Genomic DNA, 15340 nt, shown 5'->3' with positions numbered 1-15340 from the left:
CTACGCGGGCGCGCCCGCCGCCGCAGCCCCGTCGACAAGCGCGAGCAGCCGGCCCGCCTCGTGCGCGAGCACCGCCTGGACCACGAGCTCCATGCGCTGGAGCTCCCGGCCGAGCCACTGCTCCCGCGCGAACCAGCCCGCCACGTGCTCGATCTCGACCACCTCCGGCAGCGCGACAACGGCCGCGCGGAGGCCCCGCGCGAAGGCGCGCGCGAGCCCGGGGACGAGCTCGGCGAGGGCGCGCTCGCGCCGCTTCTGGGTGGCGGCGGCGATCACCGCGTCGAACCGCTCGAGCCGCGCGGCGTCCGGGCCGAGCGCCCGCAGCGACGGCGCGAGCTCCTCGCGCAGCGTGCGCGTCTCGAGCCGGATGCGGCCGAGGGCGCGGCTTGTGAGCTCGCCGAACGGCTCCCAGAGCTGGCCGACCGCGGACGCGAGCGGGCGTCCGCCGCGCGCCGCCCGCTCGTGCGCGGCGCGCGCGGACAGCACCCCGGTCAGCTCCAGCGTCGCGAGCACCGCCGCCGCGTCGGGCAGCTTGTTCCGCCGGTGGAACGGCGTGGCGAACACGTGGTCGAGCGCCGCCGCGAGCTCACCGAGGCGATCCGCGGCGAGCGCCCGGACCTCGGCGCGCGCGCCTTCGGCCGCCGGCGGGGGCGGCGCGGCGGGGCGGTCGAGGATCGAGAGCTCGCGCGCGAGCGAGACGCTGCCGTGCAGATCCATGAGCCCGGCGAGGACCGCCGCAGGATCGGAGAGCTCCGCGAGCGGCGCGCGCGTCCCCTCCTCCACCAGCGCCGCGACAGCGGCGGCGAGGGGGCGCGAGGTCAAAGGCCCGGGCCGCGAGGACCCGGCTCCGGGGTGAAGCATTCGCACGGCCGGGCGTTGTTAGCCGTCGCGGCGCGGAGCCGCAAGCCTGTCCGTCGGGCCTCACGCCCGTCACGCCTCGCGCCCGTCGCGCCTCATCGGCTCGCCGGCGCCGGCGCGTTCGTGGCCCACAGCGCGAAGGAGAGCTGGTCGGCCCCCTTCGCGACGGCCGCCTTGATGAGGTCCGCGCCGCCGTGCCCGGCGTTCCGCTCGATGCGGAGCAGGACCCGGCCGCCCGAGCTCGCCGCCTGGAGCGCCGCGGCGAACTTGCGCGCGTGCATCGGATCGACCCGATCGTCGCTGTCGGCCGACAGCAGGAGGACCTCCGGGTACCTCGTTCCCGGCTTGATGCGGTGATAGGGCGAGTAGGCGTAGAGCGCCTTGAGCTGCTCCGGATCGTCGGCGGACCCATACTCGCTGATCCACGTCTTGCCGGACCCGAACAGGTGGTATCGGACCATGTCGAGCAGGGGGACGCCGCAGAGGACGGCCCCGAACAGATCTGGCCGCTGGGTGAGCGCGGCGCCGACGAGCAGGCCGCCGTTCGAGCCGCCCTGGATGGCCAGCCGCTCCGGCTGCGTATATCCCTCGCGGACCAGGTGCTCCGCGGCGGCGATGAAGTCGTCGAAGACGTTCTGCTTCTTGAGCAGCATGCCGTCCCGGTGCCACGCCTCGCCGTACTCGCCGCCGCCGCGCAGGTTCGCCACCGCGTACACGCCGCCCCGCTCGAGCCACGGATACATCGAGGCGGTGAACGAGGGGGTCTGCGACATCTGGAACCCTCCGTAGCCGTAGAGCAGCGCGCGCGAGCTCCCGTCCTTCTTCATGTCCTTGCGACGGACGATGAACATCGAGATCTTCGTGCCGTCCTTGGACGGGAAGAAGGTCTGCTCGACGGTGAACGGCGACGGGTCGACAGGCACCTCGATGCGCGCGTAGAGCGCGGCCTGGCCCGTCTTGATCGAGGTCGCGTGGATCTCCGGGGGCGAGGTGTAGGACTCGAACGAGAAATACGCCTCGTCCTCGTCGGGCAGCCCGGACGGGCCGCCCACGGTGCCGATACCGGGCAGCGGGACCTCGCGGACGAGCTTGCCGTCGAGCGAGCGCACCTCGACCCGGCTGGAGGCGTCCTTGAGGTAGCCCAGCGCGAGGTGCCCACCCAGGATGGAGAAGCTGTCCAGGATGGCGTCAGGGCGCTCCGGGACGATCTCCTTCCACGCGGCGCGCTCCGGCCGGGCCGGGTCGACCTCGAAGAGGCGGTAATGGGGCGCGCCCTCGTCGGTGTGGACGTAGAACCGATCCTTGTAGACCTCGACGCTGTAGTGCGCGTCGCGCCCGACGGCGAGCGGCCTGTCCACGGCCTGCCCGCCCGGCCTGCGGAGATCGCGAAAGTAGACGTCGGTCGAGGTCCACCCGTGGGCGACGGTGAGCACGAGGAAGCGGCCATCCTTGGACAGGGCCGCGCCGAGGAAGGTCTTCGGATCGCCCGTCCTGCCGCGCACCACGCGATCCTGCTTCGGATCCTGGCCGAGCCGGTGGAAGCGCACCTCGGCGTAGCCGGGCCGATCGGCGACCGGGATCGACGGGTCGGTGGGGAGCCAGACGTAATAGAAGCCGTCGCCGGAGGGCGTCCACGACGCGTACGCGTACTTGCCCCCTTCGATGACGTCCACCTCGGAGCGCTTGCCGGACGCGACATCCATCACATGCAGGGTCGCTTCATCCGAGTTGTTCTTCTGGATCTTGTAGGCGACGTTCTTGCCATCCCACGAGACTTCCCACCCGCCCAGCGAGACGCTGCCGTCGTCAGACCAGCTGTTCGGGTCGAGCAGCGGGCGCTCCTCGCCGCCCTTTCCTTCCTTCCAGTAGACAATCGACTTCTCTTTCGTCGCGTGCCTCCGGCTCAGGAAGTATCGGCCCCGGCGGTGGCGCGGCGCGGAGACCGTGTCGATGTAGAAGAGCTGCTTGAGCCTCGACGCGATCGCGTCCCGCTCGGGGAGCCGCGCGAGCTCGGCGCGCGTGAACGCGTCCTGAGCCTGCATCCACTCCTTCACCTCCGGCGCATCGCCCTTTTCGAGCCAGCGGTACGGATCGGTGATCTCGACTCCATGGACGGCGTACTTCACCGGAACGGCGCGGGTGGGCGGGTACGCGGGGCGGTCAGGGGCGGCGGGCGGCGGCGCGGCGCTGGCCGCAGCGGGGAGCAGTGAGGAGCTTGCGGTCATGGTGGGACCCGATCGGTGTGCCTCGGAGCCTCCGCAGGCGCCAGCGAGAAGCGCCGTGAGGAGCAGGCAGGGGGAGGCCTTCATGGTGCGACAAGCATACCGTGCCCCGGCCGACAGGGCAGGCGAGTTCGCGGCGTGCTCGGTCGAACGCGCTTCTCATGCGCGACGAGGCTCTGGTATGAACCGTGGGATGCTGCCGGCCATGGGCCGGGAGGTCATGTGGAAGACCTGGAATCTCCGACAGCAGGAGGTGTTCCGCACCTCGTCGACGCCCCTCATCGATGGTGTGGAGCGGCGCGCTCACGCTGCCGATGGTGGGCATCCGGCAGGGCAGAGCGCGCCCGGTCGGAGCGGTCATCGAGAGCAGATCGACGCCCTCCAGGAGGATTCCAGTGGCGCTGAACGACGTACAGCACTTCTTCGTGCTCATGCTCGAAAATCGATCGTTCGACCACATCTTCGGTCTCTCTGGCATCTCGGGCATCAGCGCGACGACCGGGCAGAGGGTCAGCGTCGACGGGCTCATTGGCAAGAGGTTCTTCGTCAAGAACAGGTCGGGCGAGCTGGTTCAGATCGACGAGAACATCAACCGCGCCCTGAACCGCCTGACACGCGATATCCCCCATGAGCTCGGGGACGTGAAGCGGCAGCTCTGTGGGCCGAGCCATCATGGGCCCTACTCCGATCGGAACATCACGATGGACGGCTTCATCGCGGACCGAGACGGCACGGACCCGACCATGGAGGATGCCGTTCGTTGCGTCGGGCCAGGTCACCTCCGGGTGCTGACCTCGCTTGCCAAGGAGTTCGTCGTCTGCGACCGCTGGTTCAGCTCCGTGCCGGGGCCGACGTTTCCGAACCGCATGTTCGCCCATGCAGCCACGTCGGGTGGAATCGCCGACAGCCCGGGCCATGGGCAGATCGCGCTGCGCACCATCGACGGCTACGACTTCAGGAACGGCCACATCTTCGGTCGGCTCCGTCAGAAGCGCATCCCGTGGACCATCTTCGTGCATGATCGCGTCGAGAACATGAGCGTCCTCCTGGATGGCATCTCCGCGTTCGGAGCCGAGATGAAGGAGTTCTCGCAGTTCGCGTGGGAGCTGCAGAAGAGGCCGTTCCTGCCGCGGTACGTCTTCATCGAGCCGCGCTACGACGCCATCTTGAGCGACTTTTCCCGAGGGAACTCGATGCACCCCATCAGCGATATGATGAGCGCCGAGGCCCTCGTGAAGGACGTCTATGAAGCGATCCGGGCGTCGCCGCACGTATGGCAGCGCAGCGCGCTCATCATCGTCTTCGACGAGCACGGCGGGTTCTTCGACCATGTCCCGCCGCCCGCGGCGCCGGCGCCGGAGGATGGCTCCGCGAGCGGCGCGTTCGACTTCAAGCGGCTGGGGCCGCGCGTGCCGGCCGTGATCATCTCTCCGCTCATCCCCAAGAATCGCGTCGATAGCACGGTCTATGATCACACGTCGATCCTGAAGACCCTCGCGCTGCGCTTCGGACTGGCGCACCTGACGAAGCGGGACGCGAGCGCCAATGCGCTGGAGCACCTCTTCACCTTGAGCTCCGCACGACGCGACACACCGGAGCGGCTGCCGGATCCGCTGGCGCCTAGTCCGCGGAGTCGATCCATCCCCGAGATAGCCGCCGGCGCCGGGCACGTCGGAGCAGCCGTCGGACCGTTCGTGCTCGCAGCAGCCGCGGTGAACGCGGAGCTCGAGGGGCCGGACGCGTGGGATTCGATCAAGGACGAAGTGCGCTCGCTCGATGGGCGATCCCAGAACGAGGTCGCCCATTACGTCACACGCGTGAGGAGCGATACGTCGGTCACCGTGGGAGCGACGGCGCCGCGCGGGACGCGGAGCCGCGGCGTCGACTTCGGGGGCATGAGCGACGTGAGCATGTTCGCGGCCCGGACCGAGGGCTTCACGCGGCGCGACGAGGTCGAGGAACGCCATGCAGAGGCGTGGCGCCTCGGGATCAGCCAGGCGGAGCTCCGCGCGATAGAAGCGCTCCGGGGAGAGGGCGGGCAAGACAGGCACGATGACGGCACCCGAGTCGCCCAGGCAGGTGGCGACCAAGGTACCAGCGAAGCCCGTGAAGAGGTCGGCTGAGGATCGCGCGTGACATGACGGTAGGTGCGCCCGGCGACCCGGCGTGTGGGCGCGCCGGACCGGTGCGCGGGGGCAAGGCGCGACCGCGCGCGCCGAGGGCTCCGCGCCCGTCTGCGATGAACCGCCAGATTGCGATGCCGGGGCCCCCGTCATCGTATAGGAAAGGGAGCCCATGGCGACGCCTCTCCCCCTCCAGCGCGCGGCCGCGCTTCCGGCGCTGCTTGGCCTCAGCCTGCTCCACGCCACCGCCGCGGCGCAGCCGGCGCCGTCCGGAGGGACGCCCGCCGCCGACCCGCTCTTCGCCCCCAGGCCAGCGGTGCGGCGCGCCGGGTTCACCGCAGGGATCGCCGGCGGCCTGTCGCTCGGGAGCGCCGCCGGATTCCCGAACGATGTTCAGAAGATAGGATTCCAGCGACACTACACCGAGACAGGCGTCGGGATCGGCGGCGGGGGTTACGTCTGGCTCGGCGGCGTGCTCGCGGACTGGCTCACGTTCGGCGGCGCGTTCGGCGGGCACGCCCTGAGCGCCGCGGACCATGGCTCCCTGGCCGGCGGGTTCATGTTCCACACCGAGGTATTCCCGCTCTTCTCGCTGGGGGAGCGCTGGAGAGAGGTGGGCGTCATCTTCGACGCCGGCACCGGCGTGGCCTACACGACCCCGGACGACAGCGACACCGACGTCATCGACGGCGCTCTCCCGGCTCGCATCGGAGGCGGCGTGTTCTACGAGGGGATCCGGCTCTGGAAGGTGTCGATGGGGCCGTGGCTCTACGCCGATTACACCTGGAGCACGTCCGTACGCCAGCCAGGCTTCTACCTGGGCTGGCGCACCGCCCTTTACACCGGCCCTTGAGCCGACCGCCGCCGCCGCAGGCCGAGCGCTCCTGGCGCCGCGATCGCAGCGCTCCCCGCACCATGCTACGCTTGCAGTTCCGGCGGCGGCCGCCGCACGAGCACCTCCCGCGTCGGCGGCGCCAGCGTGAGCCGGATCCCGCGCCGGATGAGCTGCATCGCCGCGAAGGACACCGCGCCCACCAGGATCTTCCGCCCGATCTCGCGCGGCACGCTCGGCTTCCCGCGCGGCGCCACCCAGTCCGGGTGCCGCCAGAAGCGGACGAGCGCGCGGACCCGCTGGCCCCGCAGCCGCTCGCCGCGCGCCCGCGCCCCCCGGACCAGCGCGATCACCGCCGCGCCGCCCACGATCGCGAGCAGGAGCCCTCCGGTGGCCACCCCGGCGCCGTGCCGGCGCACCTGGGTCTTCACGTCGAGCAGCGCGTGGCGCCGCCGATCGATCACCTCGATCGTGTGCAGCAGCCGGTCGCGCAGCTCGTCCGCCTTCCGCTCGAACTCCTCCCGCTGGCCGTTCAGCCCCTTCATACGACGCGCTCCCGGACCAGCCGGACGTCCGACCCGAGCCGGCCGCGCGTCCGCTCGAGCGGCTTCCTCGGCGCGCGCTCGTAGCCCACGATGCCCACCACGATCGCCAGCGCGATCAGCGCGAGCCCGATCAGCAGCGCCGGGAGCGGCCCCGGCGAGATCGCCAGCGCGATCGCGACGAGCACCAGCGCCACCCCGAGCAGCGCCGCGGCAGCCGCCACGCCGATCGCGACACCCGACGCCTTCGCCCGCGAGATCTCCTGGTTGATCTCGTCGCGCGCCAGCGCGACCTCGACCTCTATCAGCTCCCTGGCCTCGACGATCGCCTCCTTGACGAGATCGGCCGTCGAGCTCTCGGGCCTGGGATCCAACTGCCTCATGGGACACCTCTCCGCCTCACAGGGTGAACGCGCTCGGGAGCGGAGCAGACAGCCGCCGGCACACGGAATGCCGCGGAGCCCCCGCCACCGACCCGCGTCACGCGGTGCATACGGCGCGCCAGCCCCATCCTCGCGAAGGCGCGCGCGCGCTGCGCGGCCGCCGCCCAGTCTCCGCCCCGCCCCGCGCGGCGGGCGATCAGGGCAGGACGCCGGAGACGACGCGCTCGTGCCCGCCGTAGTCGAGGCTCCTCGTGACGTCGACGAGCCCCGCCGCCGCGAAGAGCTCGGCGACCTCGCCCGCCTTGCCGGCCTCGACCTCCACCGCCAGCACGCCGCCGCCGGCGAGCAGCGCCGGCGCGCCCGCGACGATGCGGCGCGTGAAGGCGAGCCCGTCGGCCCCCCCCGCCAGCGCGAGGTGCGGCTCGTAGCCGCGGATGTCGATCTGCAGCGCGGCCACGTCCTGGTCCGGGATGTACGGCGGGTTCGCCGTGATCAGATCGAAGCGGAGGCCGGACGGCACGCCGGCGAAGAGATCCGAGCGCAGGAACCCCGCGTTGACGGCGCCGAGGCGGAGCGCGTTCTCGCGGGCGACGGCGAGCGCCCCGTCCGAGATGTCGATCCCGAGGACGCGGCTGGTGGGCCGCTCGCAGGCGAGGCTCACCGCGACGCAGCCGGACCCGGTGCACAGATCGAGCACGCGCGCGGAGAGCGCGACGTGCCTCGTCCGGGCGAGGCCGACCTCGACAAGGATCTCGGTGTCGGGGCGCGGGATGAGCACGCGCGGATCGACGCGGAACGGGCGGCCGTAGAACTCCCGCACACCGAGCAGGTAGGCGACCGGCTCGCCGGCGCGGCGGCGCTGGTGCAGGTCCCGGTAGGCGGCGAGCTCGTCCCTGTCGAGCGGCCGCTCGGCGTCGATGAGCAGCCCGACGCGATCGATGCCCAGCACCTTGCCGAGCAGGAGCTCGGCGTCGAGGCGCGCCGAGGACGCGCCGCGCTTCCTCAGATCGCCCGAGGCCCAGGCGATCACGCGGCGGATCGTCCAGGGCTCGTTCTGCGGCTCGACGTCGGGCTTTGTCACGGGAGCGGGGCGGCGACGGCGTCGCGGACAGCGGCGGAGACGACGGCCTCGACCTCGGCGCGGACCGCGTCGCGGTCCGCGACCGAGCGGGCCTCGAACCGCAGCACCAGGATCGGACCGGTGTTCGAAGCGCGGCAGAGGCCCCAGGCCCCGCCGCCGAAGTCGATGCGCGCGCCGTCGATGTCCACCACCGGACGGACGCGGCGGAAGTGCTCGGTCACGCGGCGCACGACCTCGAACTTCACGGCGTCGGGGCAGTCGACCCGGATCTCGGGGGTGGCGAAGGTCAGGGGCACGTCCGCGAGCAGCTCGCCGAGCGGCCGTTGCTCCCGGGCCACGATCTCGAGCAGGCGGACCGTCGCATAGACCGCGTCGTCGAACCCGAACCACCGGTCGGCGAAGAACATGTGCCCGCTCATCTCGCCCGCGAGCACGGCGCCCTCCTCTTTCATCTTGGTCTTGATGAGCGAATGGCCCGTCTTCCAGAGGATGGGGCGCCCTCCGCGCGCGGCGATGTCCGCGTAGAGCGTCTCGGAGCACTTCACCTCGCCGAGCACGGCCGAGCCGGGGCGCTCCGCGAGGAGCGACCGCGCGAACAGGAGCAGCAGCTTGTCCCCCCAGATCACCTCGCCGCGCTCGTCGACGACGCCGACCCGGTCGCCGTCGCCGTCCCACGCGACGCCGAGCGCGGCGCCTGTCGAGAGCACGCGGGCGCGGAGCGCCTCGAGGTTCTCGGGCACCGTCGGGTCCGGGTGGTGGTTCGGGAACCGGCCGTCGATGTCGCAGAAGAGCGCGTCCGGCGAGAAGCCGAGCGCCGTGAGCGTGCGGACGCCGAGCGGGCCGGCCGCGCCGTTGCCGGCGTCCACCACGAAGCGGACGTCGGTGCGGGACAGGCGGGCCGCGGCGCGCACCGCGTCGATGTAGTCGGCCGCGAGGTCGACCTCGGTGAGCGCGCCGCCTCCCGCCGCACCTGCGGCGCCCAGGCCCTCCTCGATGGCATCGGCGAGCCCCTGGATCTCCTGGCCGAAGAACGAGGCCTTGCCGCGCATGAGCTTGAACCCGTTGTCCGGCGCCGGGTTGTGGCTCGCCGTGATCATGATCGCGCCGTCCGCGTGCAGGTGGTGCGCCGCGAAGTAGAGCAGCGGCGTCGGCCCGACGCCGGCCGAGATCACGTCGGCGCCGCCCGCGCGCAGGCCGTCCGTGAGCGCGGAGAACAGCCGGTCGCTCGAGAGGCGGCCGTCGCGGCAAACGGCGACCCGAGGACGGGGCCCGTTGGCCGACCGGGTGACGAGGTGCGATTCGAGGGAGGTCTGCAGGAGGCCGGCGAACGCGGCGCCGAGCTCACGGGCAAGCTCGCTGCTGAGGTCGCGCTCGGCGTCGCCGCGGATGTCGTACTCGCGGAAGATGGTTCGGGGGACCTTCATGGACCACGCGGAGGAGCGCCCGTGCCGCGCTGCAGCGCGGGGCCGACGCCAAGGGTGCTCTGACACAGCGCAATCGTGGGTGAAACGAAAAACGCTCGCCACGGCGCCGGCTCGTCGGCTCGTCGGCTCGTCAGTCCGTCCGTCGGTCCGTCGGTCCGTCGGATTGCGTTCCTGGCCGCCGGCCGGGTAAGTTGGGCCCCGTGGAGCCCAGGACCGCATGATGACGCGCGCACAGAGAACCGGCCTCGCTGCCATGCTGGCCGTCTCCGCGTGCCTCGCCTGCAGCGAGGCCGCCCGGGCGGCGGAGCCGTCGCCCGCCGCCCTGCCGATCACCGTCGTCGCCCTCCGGACCGACGACGCGTACGACCAGGCAGGCGCGCTGACCCAGGCGCTCCGCTCCGCCGTCAAGGAGACCCCGGGGTGGTCGGTCGGCGAGGGGGATTTCTCGCTGGAGGTCCTGACGCTCTCGCTGCAGTGCGAAGATGTGCCCGACGCGGGCTGCCAGACGCGCATCGCCGACCAGATCAAGAGCGACCGCTATCTCTGGGGCGTGCTCCACAAGAGCGACACCAACGTGGAGGGCGCCCTGCACCTCTGGACCCGCGGGAAGCCGGTCAGGAGCGTCCCGGTGAAGCACAGCGCGAACCTCACCGAGGCCAACGACGAACCGCTCCGCAAGATCGCGGCGGACGCGGTCGCGGCGCTGACCGGCGGGCAGCCGGAGGGCTCGCTCCGCGTGAGGACGGGCGCCGCGCAGGCGAGCGTCCTCATCGACGGGAAACCGGCCGGCAACGTGCAGAACGGCGAGGCGACCTTCACGGTCACGGCCGGGCCGCACAGGGTGCGCGTCAAGTCGTCCGGCTACCTCGACTCCGAGGCGTCGGTCGTGGTCCTGCCCGTGGCCACGACCGACGTCGCGCTCAGCCAGATGCCCGCCGAGCCGTCGCAGTCCAACTGGAAGCGGATGGGCGGGTTCATCGGCCTCGGCGCCGGGGCGGTGTTCGGGACCGTCGCCGTCATCAGCTCGGTCCAGGTCGCGAGCATCCAGGGCGACCCGCGGTACACGGCCTACCGAGGGCTGTTCCTCACCGAGGTCGAGGACGTGTGCGCGCCCGCGCAGCGCGAGGCCATCCGGAGCGACGTCACCGCCGACACGAGGACGGCCGACGCGGGCATCCGGCTCTGCGAGAGGACGGACACGTTCATGGGGCTCCAGTACGTCTTCTACCCGCTGGCGGTGGTCTCCGCGGGCCTCGGCGCCTACCTGTTCGTGACGAGCGACAGCCGGAGCGGGGAGCGCACCGGCTGGACCGTGCAGCCCAGCATCGGCCTCGACGCGGGCAGCCTCGACGTGACGTACCGCTGGTGAGCCCCGCCCTTCGTTCCGCTCGTCGGGAGCCCGGCCAGAGGCGACGATCATGCGGGTGATCGCCGGCCGGCTCGGCGGACGGAGGCTCGCCGCGCCGCGCGGCGAGGGCACGCGGCCGACCGCGGATCGCGTGCGCGAGGCGCTCTTCTCCTCGCTCGGCGACGTCACCGGCGCGCTCATCTGCGACATCTACGCCGGCACCGGCGCGCTCGGCATCGAGGCGCTCTCGCGCGGCGCGCGGCGCGCGGTCTTCGTCGAGAGCGGCCGGCCCGCGCTCGCCACGCTCCGCGAGAACCTCGCCGCGCTCGGCCTCGCCGAGGCGGCGCGCGTCGTCCCGCTCCCTGTCGAGCGCGCGCTCGATCTGCTCCGCGACGAAGGCCCCTTCGATCTCGCGCTGCTCGATCCGCCCTACGCCGCCCTGACCCAGGCCGCCGCCGCGGCCGCGCGCCTCGCCGGGCCGCTCGGCCTGCTCGCCCCGACCGGGCGCCTCGTCCTCGAGCACGCGCGCCGCGATCCTTCCCCGGAGATCGCCGGGCTCACCTGCGCTGCGGTCCGCACCTACGGTGACACCGCGGTGTCGTTCTACACGCGCTGAGCCGTCTCCAGGCGCTCGACGCGCGCCGAGCAGCGCGCTGGGGCAGCCCGCTGCGCGCACCGGATACCCCGCCTGCGCGCCGAGCAGCCGTCCGCGCGGACCCAACATGTTCATCCGTGGCGCATCCAGTTTCCTGGCGCGCTTCCCTGCCCGCCCTTGTAGACTCGCCCCGCCGGACGCGCCCGCGTCTCGGCTCCGGCACACGATGGCCCCGCCGAAGCGGCCGGCCCCCGCGCGCCTCTCCGGGAGGACTTCTCAACGTGTCCGCATCGATGCCCCCGTCGTCCCAGCAGATCCCGGGCAAATCGGGTAATCCTGGGCCTTACATCGCAGGAATGGTCGTCCTTGCCGCGCTCATGGCGGGCCTGCTTTACTGGAAGCTGCGCCCGGAACCGGACGCGTCGTCCGCGGCGCCCACCGCCGCTGCCCGCACCGAGACGAAGTCCGCGGATCCGCCGCCGCTCTTCGCGCCCCCCCCGCCGCCGCCCATCGACGAGGTCGAGGATGCCGGCGTGGACGCTGGCAAGGTCGCGTCGGGGCAGGGCCCGGCCACGACCGGCAAGTCGCCTTGCTCCGGCAAGTGCGGCGACGGCGCCAGCTCGCCCGCGCTCGACTCCGCCGTCCTCGGGCTCGCCCGCTCGGCGCAGGGTTGTTATAACCGCGCACTGCGCACCTCGGAGGTCTCCGGCAAGCTGACGGTGAGCGTGCAGGTCGCCTCGACGGGCGCGGTGTGCAGCGCCTCGATTCTCAACGATACGGTGGGATCGGGCGAGATTGCGTCTTGCGTCCTTGGACGTTTCCGCGGCAAATCACTGCCTCCGCCGCAGAGCGGATGCGTCGTGGTGAACGTTCCGATCAACTTCACCATCAAGCAATAGGAAGCCGTCGATGCGAATGCTCCCCCTCCGGATGGCCAGCTTGCTCCTCCTCGCGCTCGCGCTGCCGAGCGCCGCGTGCCGCGTCGAGGAAGGCACCACCCCGACCTGCACCGACAACCTCGACAGCGAGCAGGGAATCGTGGACGACCCGGATGGGTGCCATCGGCTCCCGTACTGCATGGTGAACGGCGCGCAGGCGGACCCCGCGGAGTGCTGCAAGAACGCAGAGGGCCTGGTCAACCCGGAGTGCGCCAGGGGGTATGCGTCCCTGACCTCCTCGGCCAGCACGACGTCGGCGAGCAGCTCGGGGGGCGACGGCGGCTCGGGGGGCGACGGCGGCTCGGGGGGCAACGGCGGCTCGGGGGGCGACGGCGGCTCCGGGGGCGACGGCGGCTCGGGCGCTGGCGGCTCGGACGGCGGCGGGGGGAGCGGCGGCTAGGCCGCGCGCATCCATCGCGCCGTGGCGAGGAGTGCCGCTTCCAGCCGGGGGATCCTGCTCTCGGTCGCCTATGATGGGCGCCCGTTCGCGGGCTTCGCCCGCCAGCGCGACCAGCGCACGGTCTCGGGAGAGCTGCTCGGCGCGCTGCGCGCCGTCGACCCGGCCATCCGCGAGATCCGCGGCGCGAGCCGCACCGACGCGGGCGTCCACGCCCACGACCAGCGCGTCGCCTTCGACACGGCGGCGCCGCTGCCGCCGCGCGGCTGGGTCCTCGCGACCGCGCGCCACCTCCCGGACGAGATCGTGATCCGGCGCGCCGCCGTCGTGCGCGTCGGGTACTCGCCCCGCTTCGAGAGCCTCCGCAAGCGCTACCGCTACCTGGTCCTCCGGGATCTGGTCCGCGATCCGTTCCTCGTCCGCCGCGCCTGGCGGGTCGAGGGTCTCACCGACGACGCGATCGAGCGGGCGCGCGCAGAGGCGCCCGCCGCGAAGGGCACCCACGACTTCGCGGCGTTCCGGACGAGCGCGGACGAGCGGACGAGCACGGTGCGCACGCTGTACGGCATCGAGCTGTCGCTCGACCCTGCGGACCCGCGCCTCGTCCGGATCGACGTCGAGGGGAACGCGTTTCTGCACAACATGGTGCGCATCCTTGTCGGCACCTTGATGGACGTGGCGCGCGGCTACCTCGCCCCCGGCGCGATCGCCCGCGCGCTCGCGTCGCTCGACCGGCGCGACGCCGGGATCACGGCGCCGCCGGACGGGCTGTACCTGGAGCACATCCACCTGCGCGACGACGGCCAGGATCCCTGGCCGACCGGCCCGTCGGGCGGGTCCTTGGAGGGCGACGCCGCGCCGGCGGACACCACATCACCGGGCGACGCCGCACCCGCGGAGCCGGGTGCCGAGACGAACGCCGAGGGCGAGGCGAGCGCGCGGCCCGGGGCGGATGCCGGGCACGAGGCGAGCGCGCGGCCCGGGGCGGGAGCGCCCCTTCTGCCCGATCCGTGACCCGCGCGCTTTCCGCGCGCCAGAAGGTTGCGTTCGCGAGCGCTTCCCGTCTTACCTCTCTTGCCTCGCTGCCGGGCACCCCGCTCCGCGGACCGCGGACAGGACCTCTCCCACGCGCTGGAGGAAGCATGAACTCGCGTCGGCTGACTGCATCCCTCGCCCTGCTCATCCCTGCCCTTGGGCTCCCGTCGCTCGCGGGCGCCCAGCCGCCCGCGGCGCCGGCGGCGGCGCCCCTCAGCGCGCCCTCGGCCCCGCAGAAGGCGGCGCCCCCGCCGTCCCGCGCCGCCGCCTCCAGCGCCGGCGCGGCGGATCTGCGCCGCCTCGGCGAGGCCTTCGCCGATGTCGTCGACAAGGTCGGTCCCGCGGTCGTCCAGATCGAGGTCGCCGTCGGCGAGGACGTCTCCTCGCCGCTGCGCTGGTTCCGCGACGGCGGCCAGCGCCGCGGGCTCGGCTCGGGCGTCCTCTTCTCCCCGGACGGCGGCATCCTCACGAACGACCACGTCATCGACGGGGCCCGCGCGATCACCGTCCGGCTCCGCGACGGCCGCATGTTCGCCGGCCGCGTGGCGGGCCGCGATCCCGCGACCGATCTCGCCGTGCTCCGCATCGACGCGAAGGCCCTCCCCACGGCGACGTTCGCCGACAGCGACGCCGCGCGCGTCGGCGCCTGGGTGGTCGCGATCGGCTCCCCCTTCGGCCTCGGCCACACGGTCACCACCGGCGTGCTCAGCGCCAAGGGGCGGGGCGGCGTCGGCGTGAACGACGTGGAGGACTACCTCCAGACCGACGCGAGCATCAACCCCGGCAACTCGGGCGGACCGCTCGTCGACCTCGACGGCCGCGTGCTCGGCATCAACACGATGGTGGTGAGCCGGGGGCAAGGCATCGGGCTGGCGGTGCCGGCGAGCATGGCCCGGCGCGTGGCCGAGCAGCTGCTCCGGCACGGCCGCGTCGAGCGCGCCTGGATCGGCGTCGGGCTGCAGGACCTCACGCCCCAGCTCGCGGCGGTGATGCCGAACCCGCCCCGGGCCGGCGCGCTCGTCAACGCCGTCAACCCGAGCGGCCCAGCGGCCAGGTCGAACCTCCAGCCGGGCGACGTGATCACGTCGGTCGCGGCCAGGCCGACGCGCGACGCGCAGGACGTCATCCGCGAGCTCTTCAACCACAACGTCGGCGAGACGCTGCCGGTCGAGGTCGTGCGCGGCGGCCAGCGATACCAGACCCGGGTGACGCTCGCCCCGCGGAACGAGCCGGCGCCGCCGGCGCTCCCGGTGCAGCGCGCGCCCGCCCCGCACCCGGGCCTCGGCCTCACGCTGCACGACGTACCGGCCCCGCGCGGCGAGCGCGGCGAGCGCGGCGAGGGCCGATCGCTCGCGCGCGTGGCCATCGTGGCGAACGACTCGCCCGCCGAGCGCGCCGGCCTCCGTCCGGGCGACGTGATCCTGGAGGCCGACAGCCGCCGGGCGCCGACAGCCGCCGAGGTCGAGGAGGCCGCGCGCGACGGCGAGCTCCTCGTCCGGGTCCAGCGCCGGGGCGCCGCGTTCTACGCCGCCCTCAAGCGCTGACCCGCGCCGGCGCCCCCG

14 protein-coding genes are annotated in these 15340 nt (G+C 72.9%); 8 read left to right on the top strand and 6 right to left on the bottom strand.

All coding sequences use genetic code 11. The features are described from left to right. Together WMF28_RS41195 and WMF28_RS41190 are read right to left on the bottom strand one after the other, a co-directional pair. Positions 1-822, bottom strand: coding sequence for a hypothetical protein (locus tag WMF28_RS41195; protein ID WP_437599206.1), 822 nt, complete (start codon positions 820-822; stop codon positions 1-3). Positions 823-953: 131 nt separating this feature from the next. Beyond that, positions 954-3083, bottom strand: coding sequence for a prolyl oligopeptidase family serine peptidase (locus tag WMF28_RS41190; protein WP_437599205.1), 2130 nt, complete (start codon positions 3081-3083; stop codon positions 954-956). Positions 3084-3475: 392 nt separating this feature from the next. Here WMF28_RS41190 and WMF28_RS41185 point away from each other — a divergent pair, with 392 nt between their 5' ends. After that, positions 3476-5203 carry an alkaline phosphatase family protein gene (locus WMF28_RS41185; protein WP_437599204.1) on the top strand — a complete coding sequence of 576 codons (1728 nt, stop codon included), beginning with the start codon at positions 3476-3478 and terminating at the stop codon, positions 5201-5203. 172 nt (positions 5204-5375) lie between these two features. After that, a complete protein-coding gene (locus tag WMF28_RS41180) occupies positions 5376-6056 on the top strand; it encodes a hypothetical protein (protein WP_437599203.1) in 681 nt (226 codons plus the stop codon). A 65-nt stretch (positions 6057-6121) separates the two neighbouring features. Here the strand turns inward: WMF28_RS41180 and WMF28_RS41175 are convergent, their stop codons facing one another. The 4 genes from WMF28_RS41175 to WMF28_RS41160 all read right to left on the bottom strand — a co-directional run bounded on the left by WMF28_RS41175 (position 6122) and on the right by WMF28_RS41160 (position 9465). Next, positions 6122-6580, bottom strand: coding sequence for a hypothetical protein (locus tag WMF28_RS41175; protein WP_437599202.1), 459 nt, complete (start codon positions 6578-6580; stop codon positions 6122-6124). Then, complete coding sequence (locus WMF28_RS41170; protein ID WP_437599201.1) at positions 6577-6960, bottom strand: phage holin family protein; 384 nt, start codon at positions 6958-6960, stop codon at positions 6577-6579. The genes WMF28_RS41175 and WMF28_RS41170 overlap by 4 nt, the downstream gene beginning before the upstream one ends. A gap of 196 nt (positions 6961-7156) precedes the next feature. Continuing rightward, positions 7157-8041 (bottom strand): peptide chain release factor N(5)-glutamine methyltransferase, encoded by an 885-nt coding sequence (gene prmC / locus WMF28_RS41165; RefSeq protein WP_437599200.1) that lies wholly within the window; start codon positions 8039-8041, stop codon positions 7157-7159. Then, positions 8038-9465 (bottom strand): phosphomannomutase/phosphoglucomutase, encoded by a 1428-nt coding sequence (locus WMF28_RS41160; protein WP_437599199.1) that lies wholly within the window; start codon positions 9463-9465, stop codon positions 8038-8040. The genes prmC and WMF28_RS41160 overlap by 4 nt, the downstream gene beginning before the upstream one ends. A 253-nt stretch (positions 9466-9718) precedes the next feature. Here WMF28_RS41160 and WMF28_RS41155 point away from each other — a divergent pair, with 253 nt between their 5' ends. The 6 genes from WMF28_RS41155 to WMF28_RS41130 all read left to right on the top strand — a co-directional run bounded on the left by WMF28_RS41155 (position 9719) and on the right by WMF28_RS41130 (position 15322). After that, positions 9719-10834, top strand: coding sequence for a PEGA domain-containing protein (locus WMF28_RS41155; protein WP_437599198.1), 1116 nt, complete (start codon positions 9719-9721; stop codon positions 10832-10834). Positions 10835-10883: 49 nt separating this feature from the next. Then, positions 10884-11429, top strand: coding sequence for a 16S rRNA (guanine(966)-N(2))-methyltransferase RsmD (rsmD, locus tag WMF28_RS41150; RefSeq protein WP_437599197.1), 546 nt, complete (start codon positions 10884-10886; stop codon positions 11427-11429). A 260-nt stretch (positions 11430-11689) separates the two neighbouring features. Continuing rightward, a complete protein-coding gene (locus WMF28_RS41145; RefSeq protein WP_437599196.1) occupies positions 11690-12307 on the top strand; it encodes an AgmX/PglI C-terminal domain-containing protein in 618 nt (205 codons plus the stop codon). Between the two features lie 10 nt (positions 12308-12317). Then, positions 12318-12746 carry a hypothetical protein gene (locus WMF28_RS41140; RefSeq protein WP_437599195.1) on the top strand — a complete coding sequence of 143 codons (429 nt, stop codon included), beginning with the start codon at positions 12318-12320 and terminating at the stop codon, positions 12744-12746. A 21-nt stretch (positions 12747-12767) separates the two neighbouring features. Beyond that, positions 12768-13757, top strand: a complete 990-nt coding sequence (gene truA / locus WMF28_RS41135) for a tRNA pseudouridine(38-40) synthase TruA (protein WP_437599194.1) — start codon at positions 12768-12770, stop codon at positions 13755-13757. Positions 13758-13885: 128 nt separating this feature from the next. After that, complete coding sequence (locus WMF28_RS41130) at positions 13886-15322, top strand: trypsin-like peptidase domain-containing protein (protein WP_437599193.1); 1437 nt, start codon at positions 13886-13888, stop codon at positions 15320-15322. The last annotated feature ends 18 nt before the right edge of the window (positions 15323-15340 follow it).

It is taken from the genome of Sorangium sp. So ce590, from assembly GCF_051521365.1.
Taxonomy (GTDB): Bacteria; Myxococcota_A; Polyangia; order Polyangiales; family Polyangiaceae; genus Sorangium.
Note: the sequence above shows the minus strand (reverse complement) of the source record. Positions and strands in the feature narration are given on the sequence as shown.

Coding starts and splice junctions, on each gene's coding strand:
- WMF28_RS41190 (WP_437599205.1), bottom strand. CDS start 3,083: ATGACCGCAAGCTCCTCACTGCTCCCCGCTGCGGCCAGCGCCGCGCCG.
- WMF28_RS41180 (WP_437599203.1), top strand. CDS start 5,376: ATGGCGACGCCTCTCCCCCTCCAGCGCGCGGCCGCGCTTCCGGCGCTG.
- WMF28_RS41175 (WP_437599202.1), bottom strand. CDS start 6,580: ATGAAGGGGCTGAACGGCCAGCGGGAGGAGTTCGAGCGGAAGGCGGAC.
- WMF28_RS41170 (WP_437599201.1), bottom strand. CDS start 6,960: ATGAGGCAGTTGGATCCCAGGCCCGAGAGCTCGACGGCCGATCTCGTC.
- WMF28_RS41160 (WP_437599199.1), bottom strand. CDS start 9,465: ATGAAGGTCCCCCGAACCATCTTCCGCGAGTACGACATCCGCGGCGAC.
- WMF28_RS41155 (WP_437599198.1), top strand. CDS start 9,719: ATGCTGGCCGTCTCCGCGTGCCTCGCCTGCAGCGAGGCCGCCCGGGCG.
- rsmD (WP_437599197.1), top strand. CDS start 10,884: ATGCGGGTGATCGCCGGCCGGCTCGGCGGACGGAGGCTCGCCGCGCCG.
- WMF28_RS41140 (WP_437599195.1), top strand. CDS start 12,318: ATGCGAATGCTCCCCCTCCGGATGGCCAGCTTGCTCCTCCTCGCGCTC.
- WMF28_RS41130 (WP_437599193.1), top strand. CDS start 13,886: ATGAACTCGCGTCGGCTGACTGCATCCCTCGCCCTGCTCATCCCTGCC.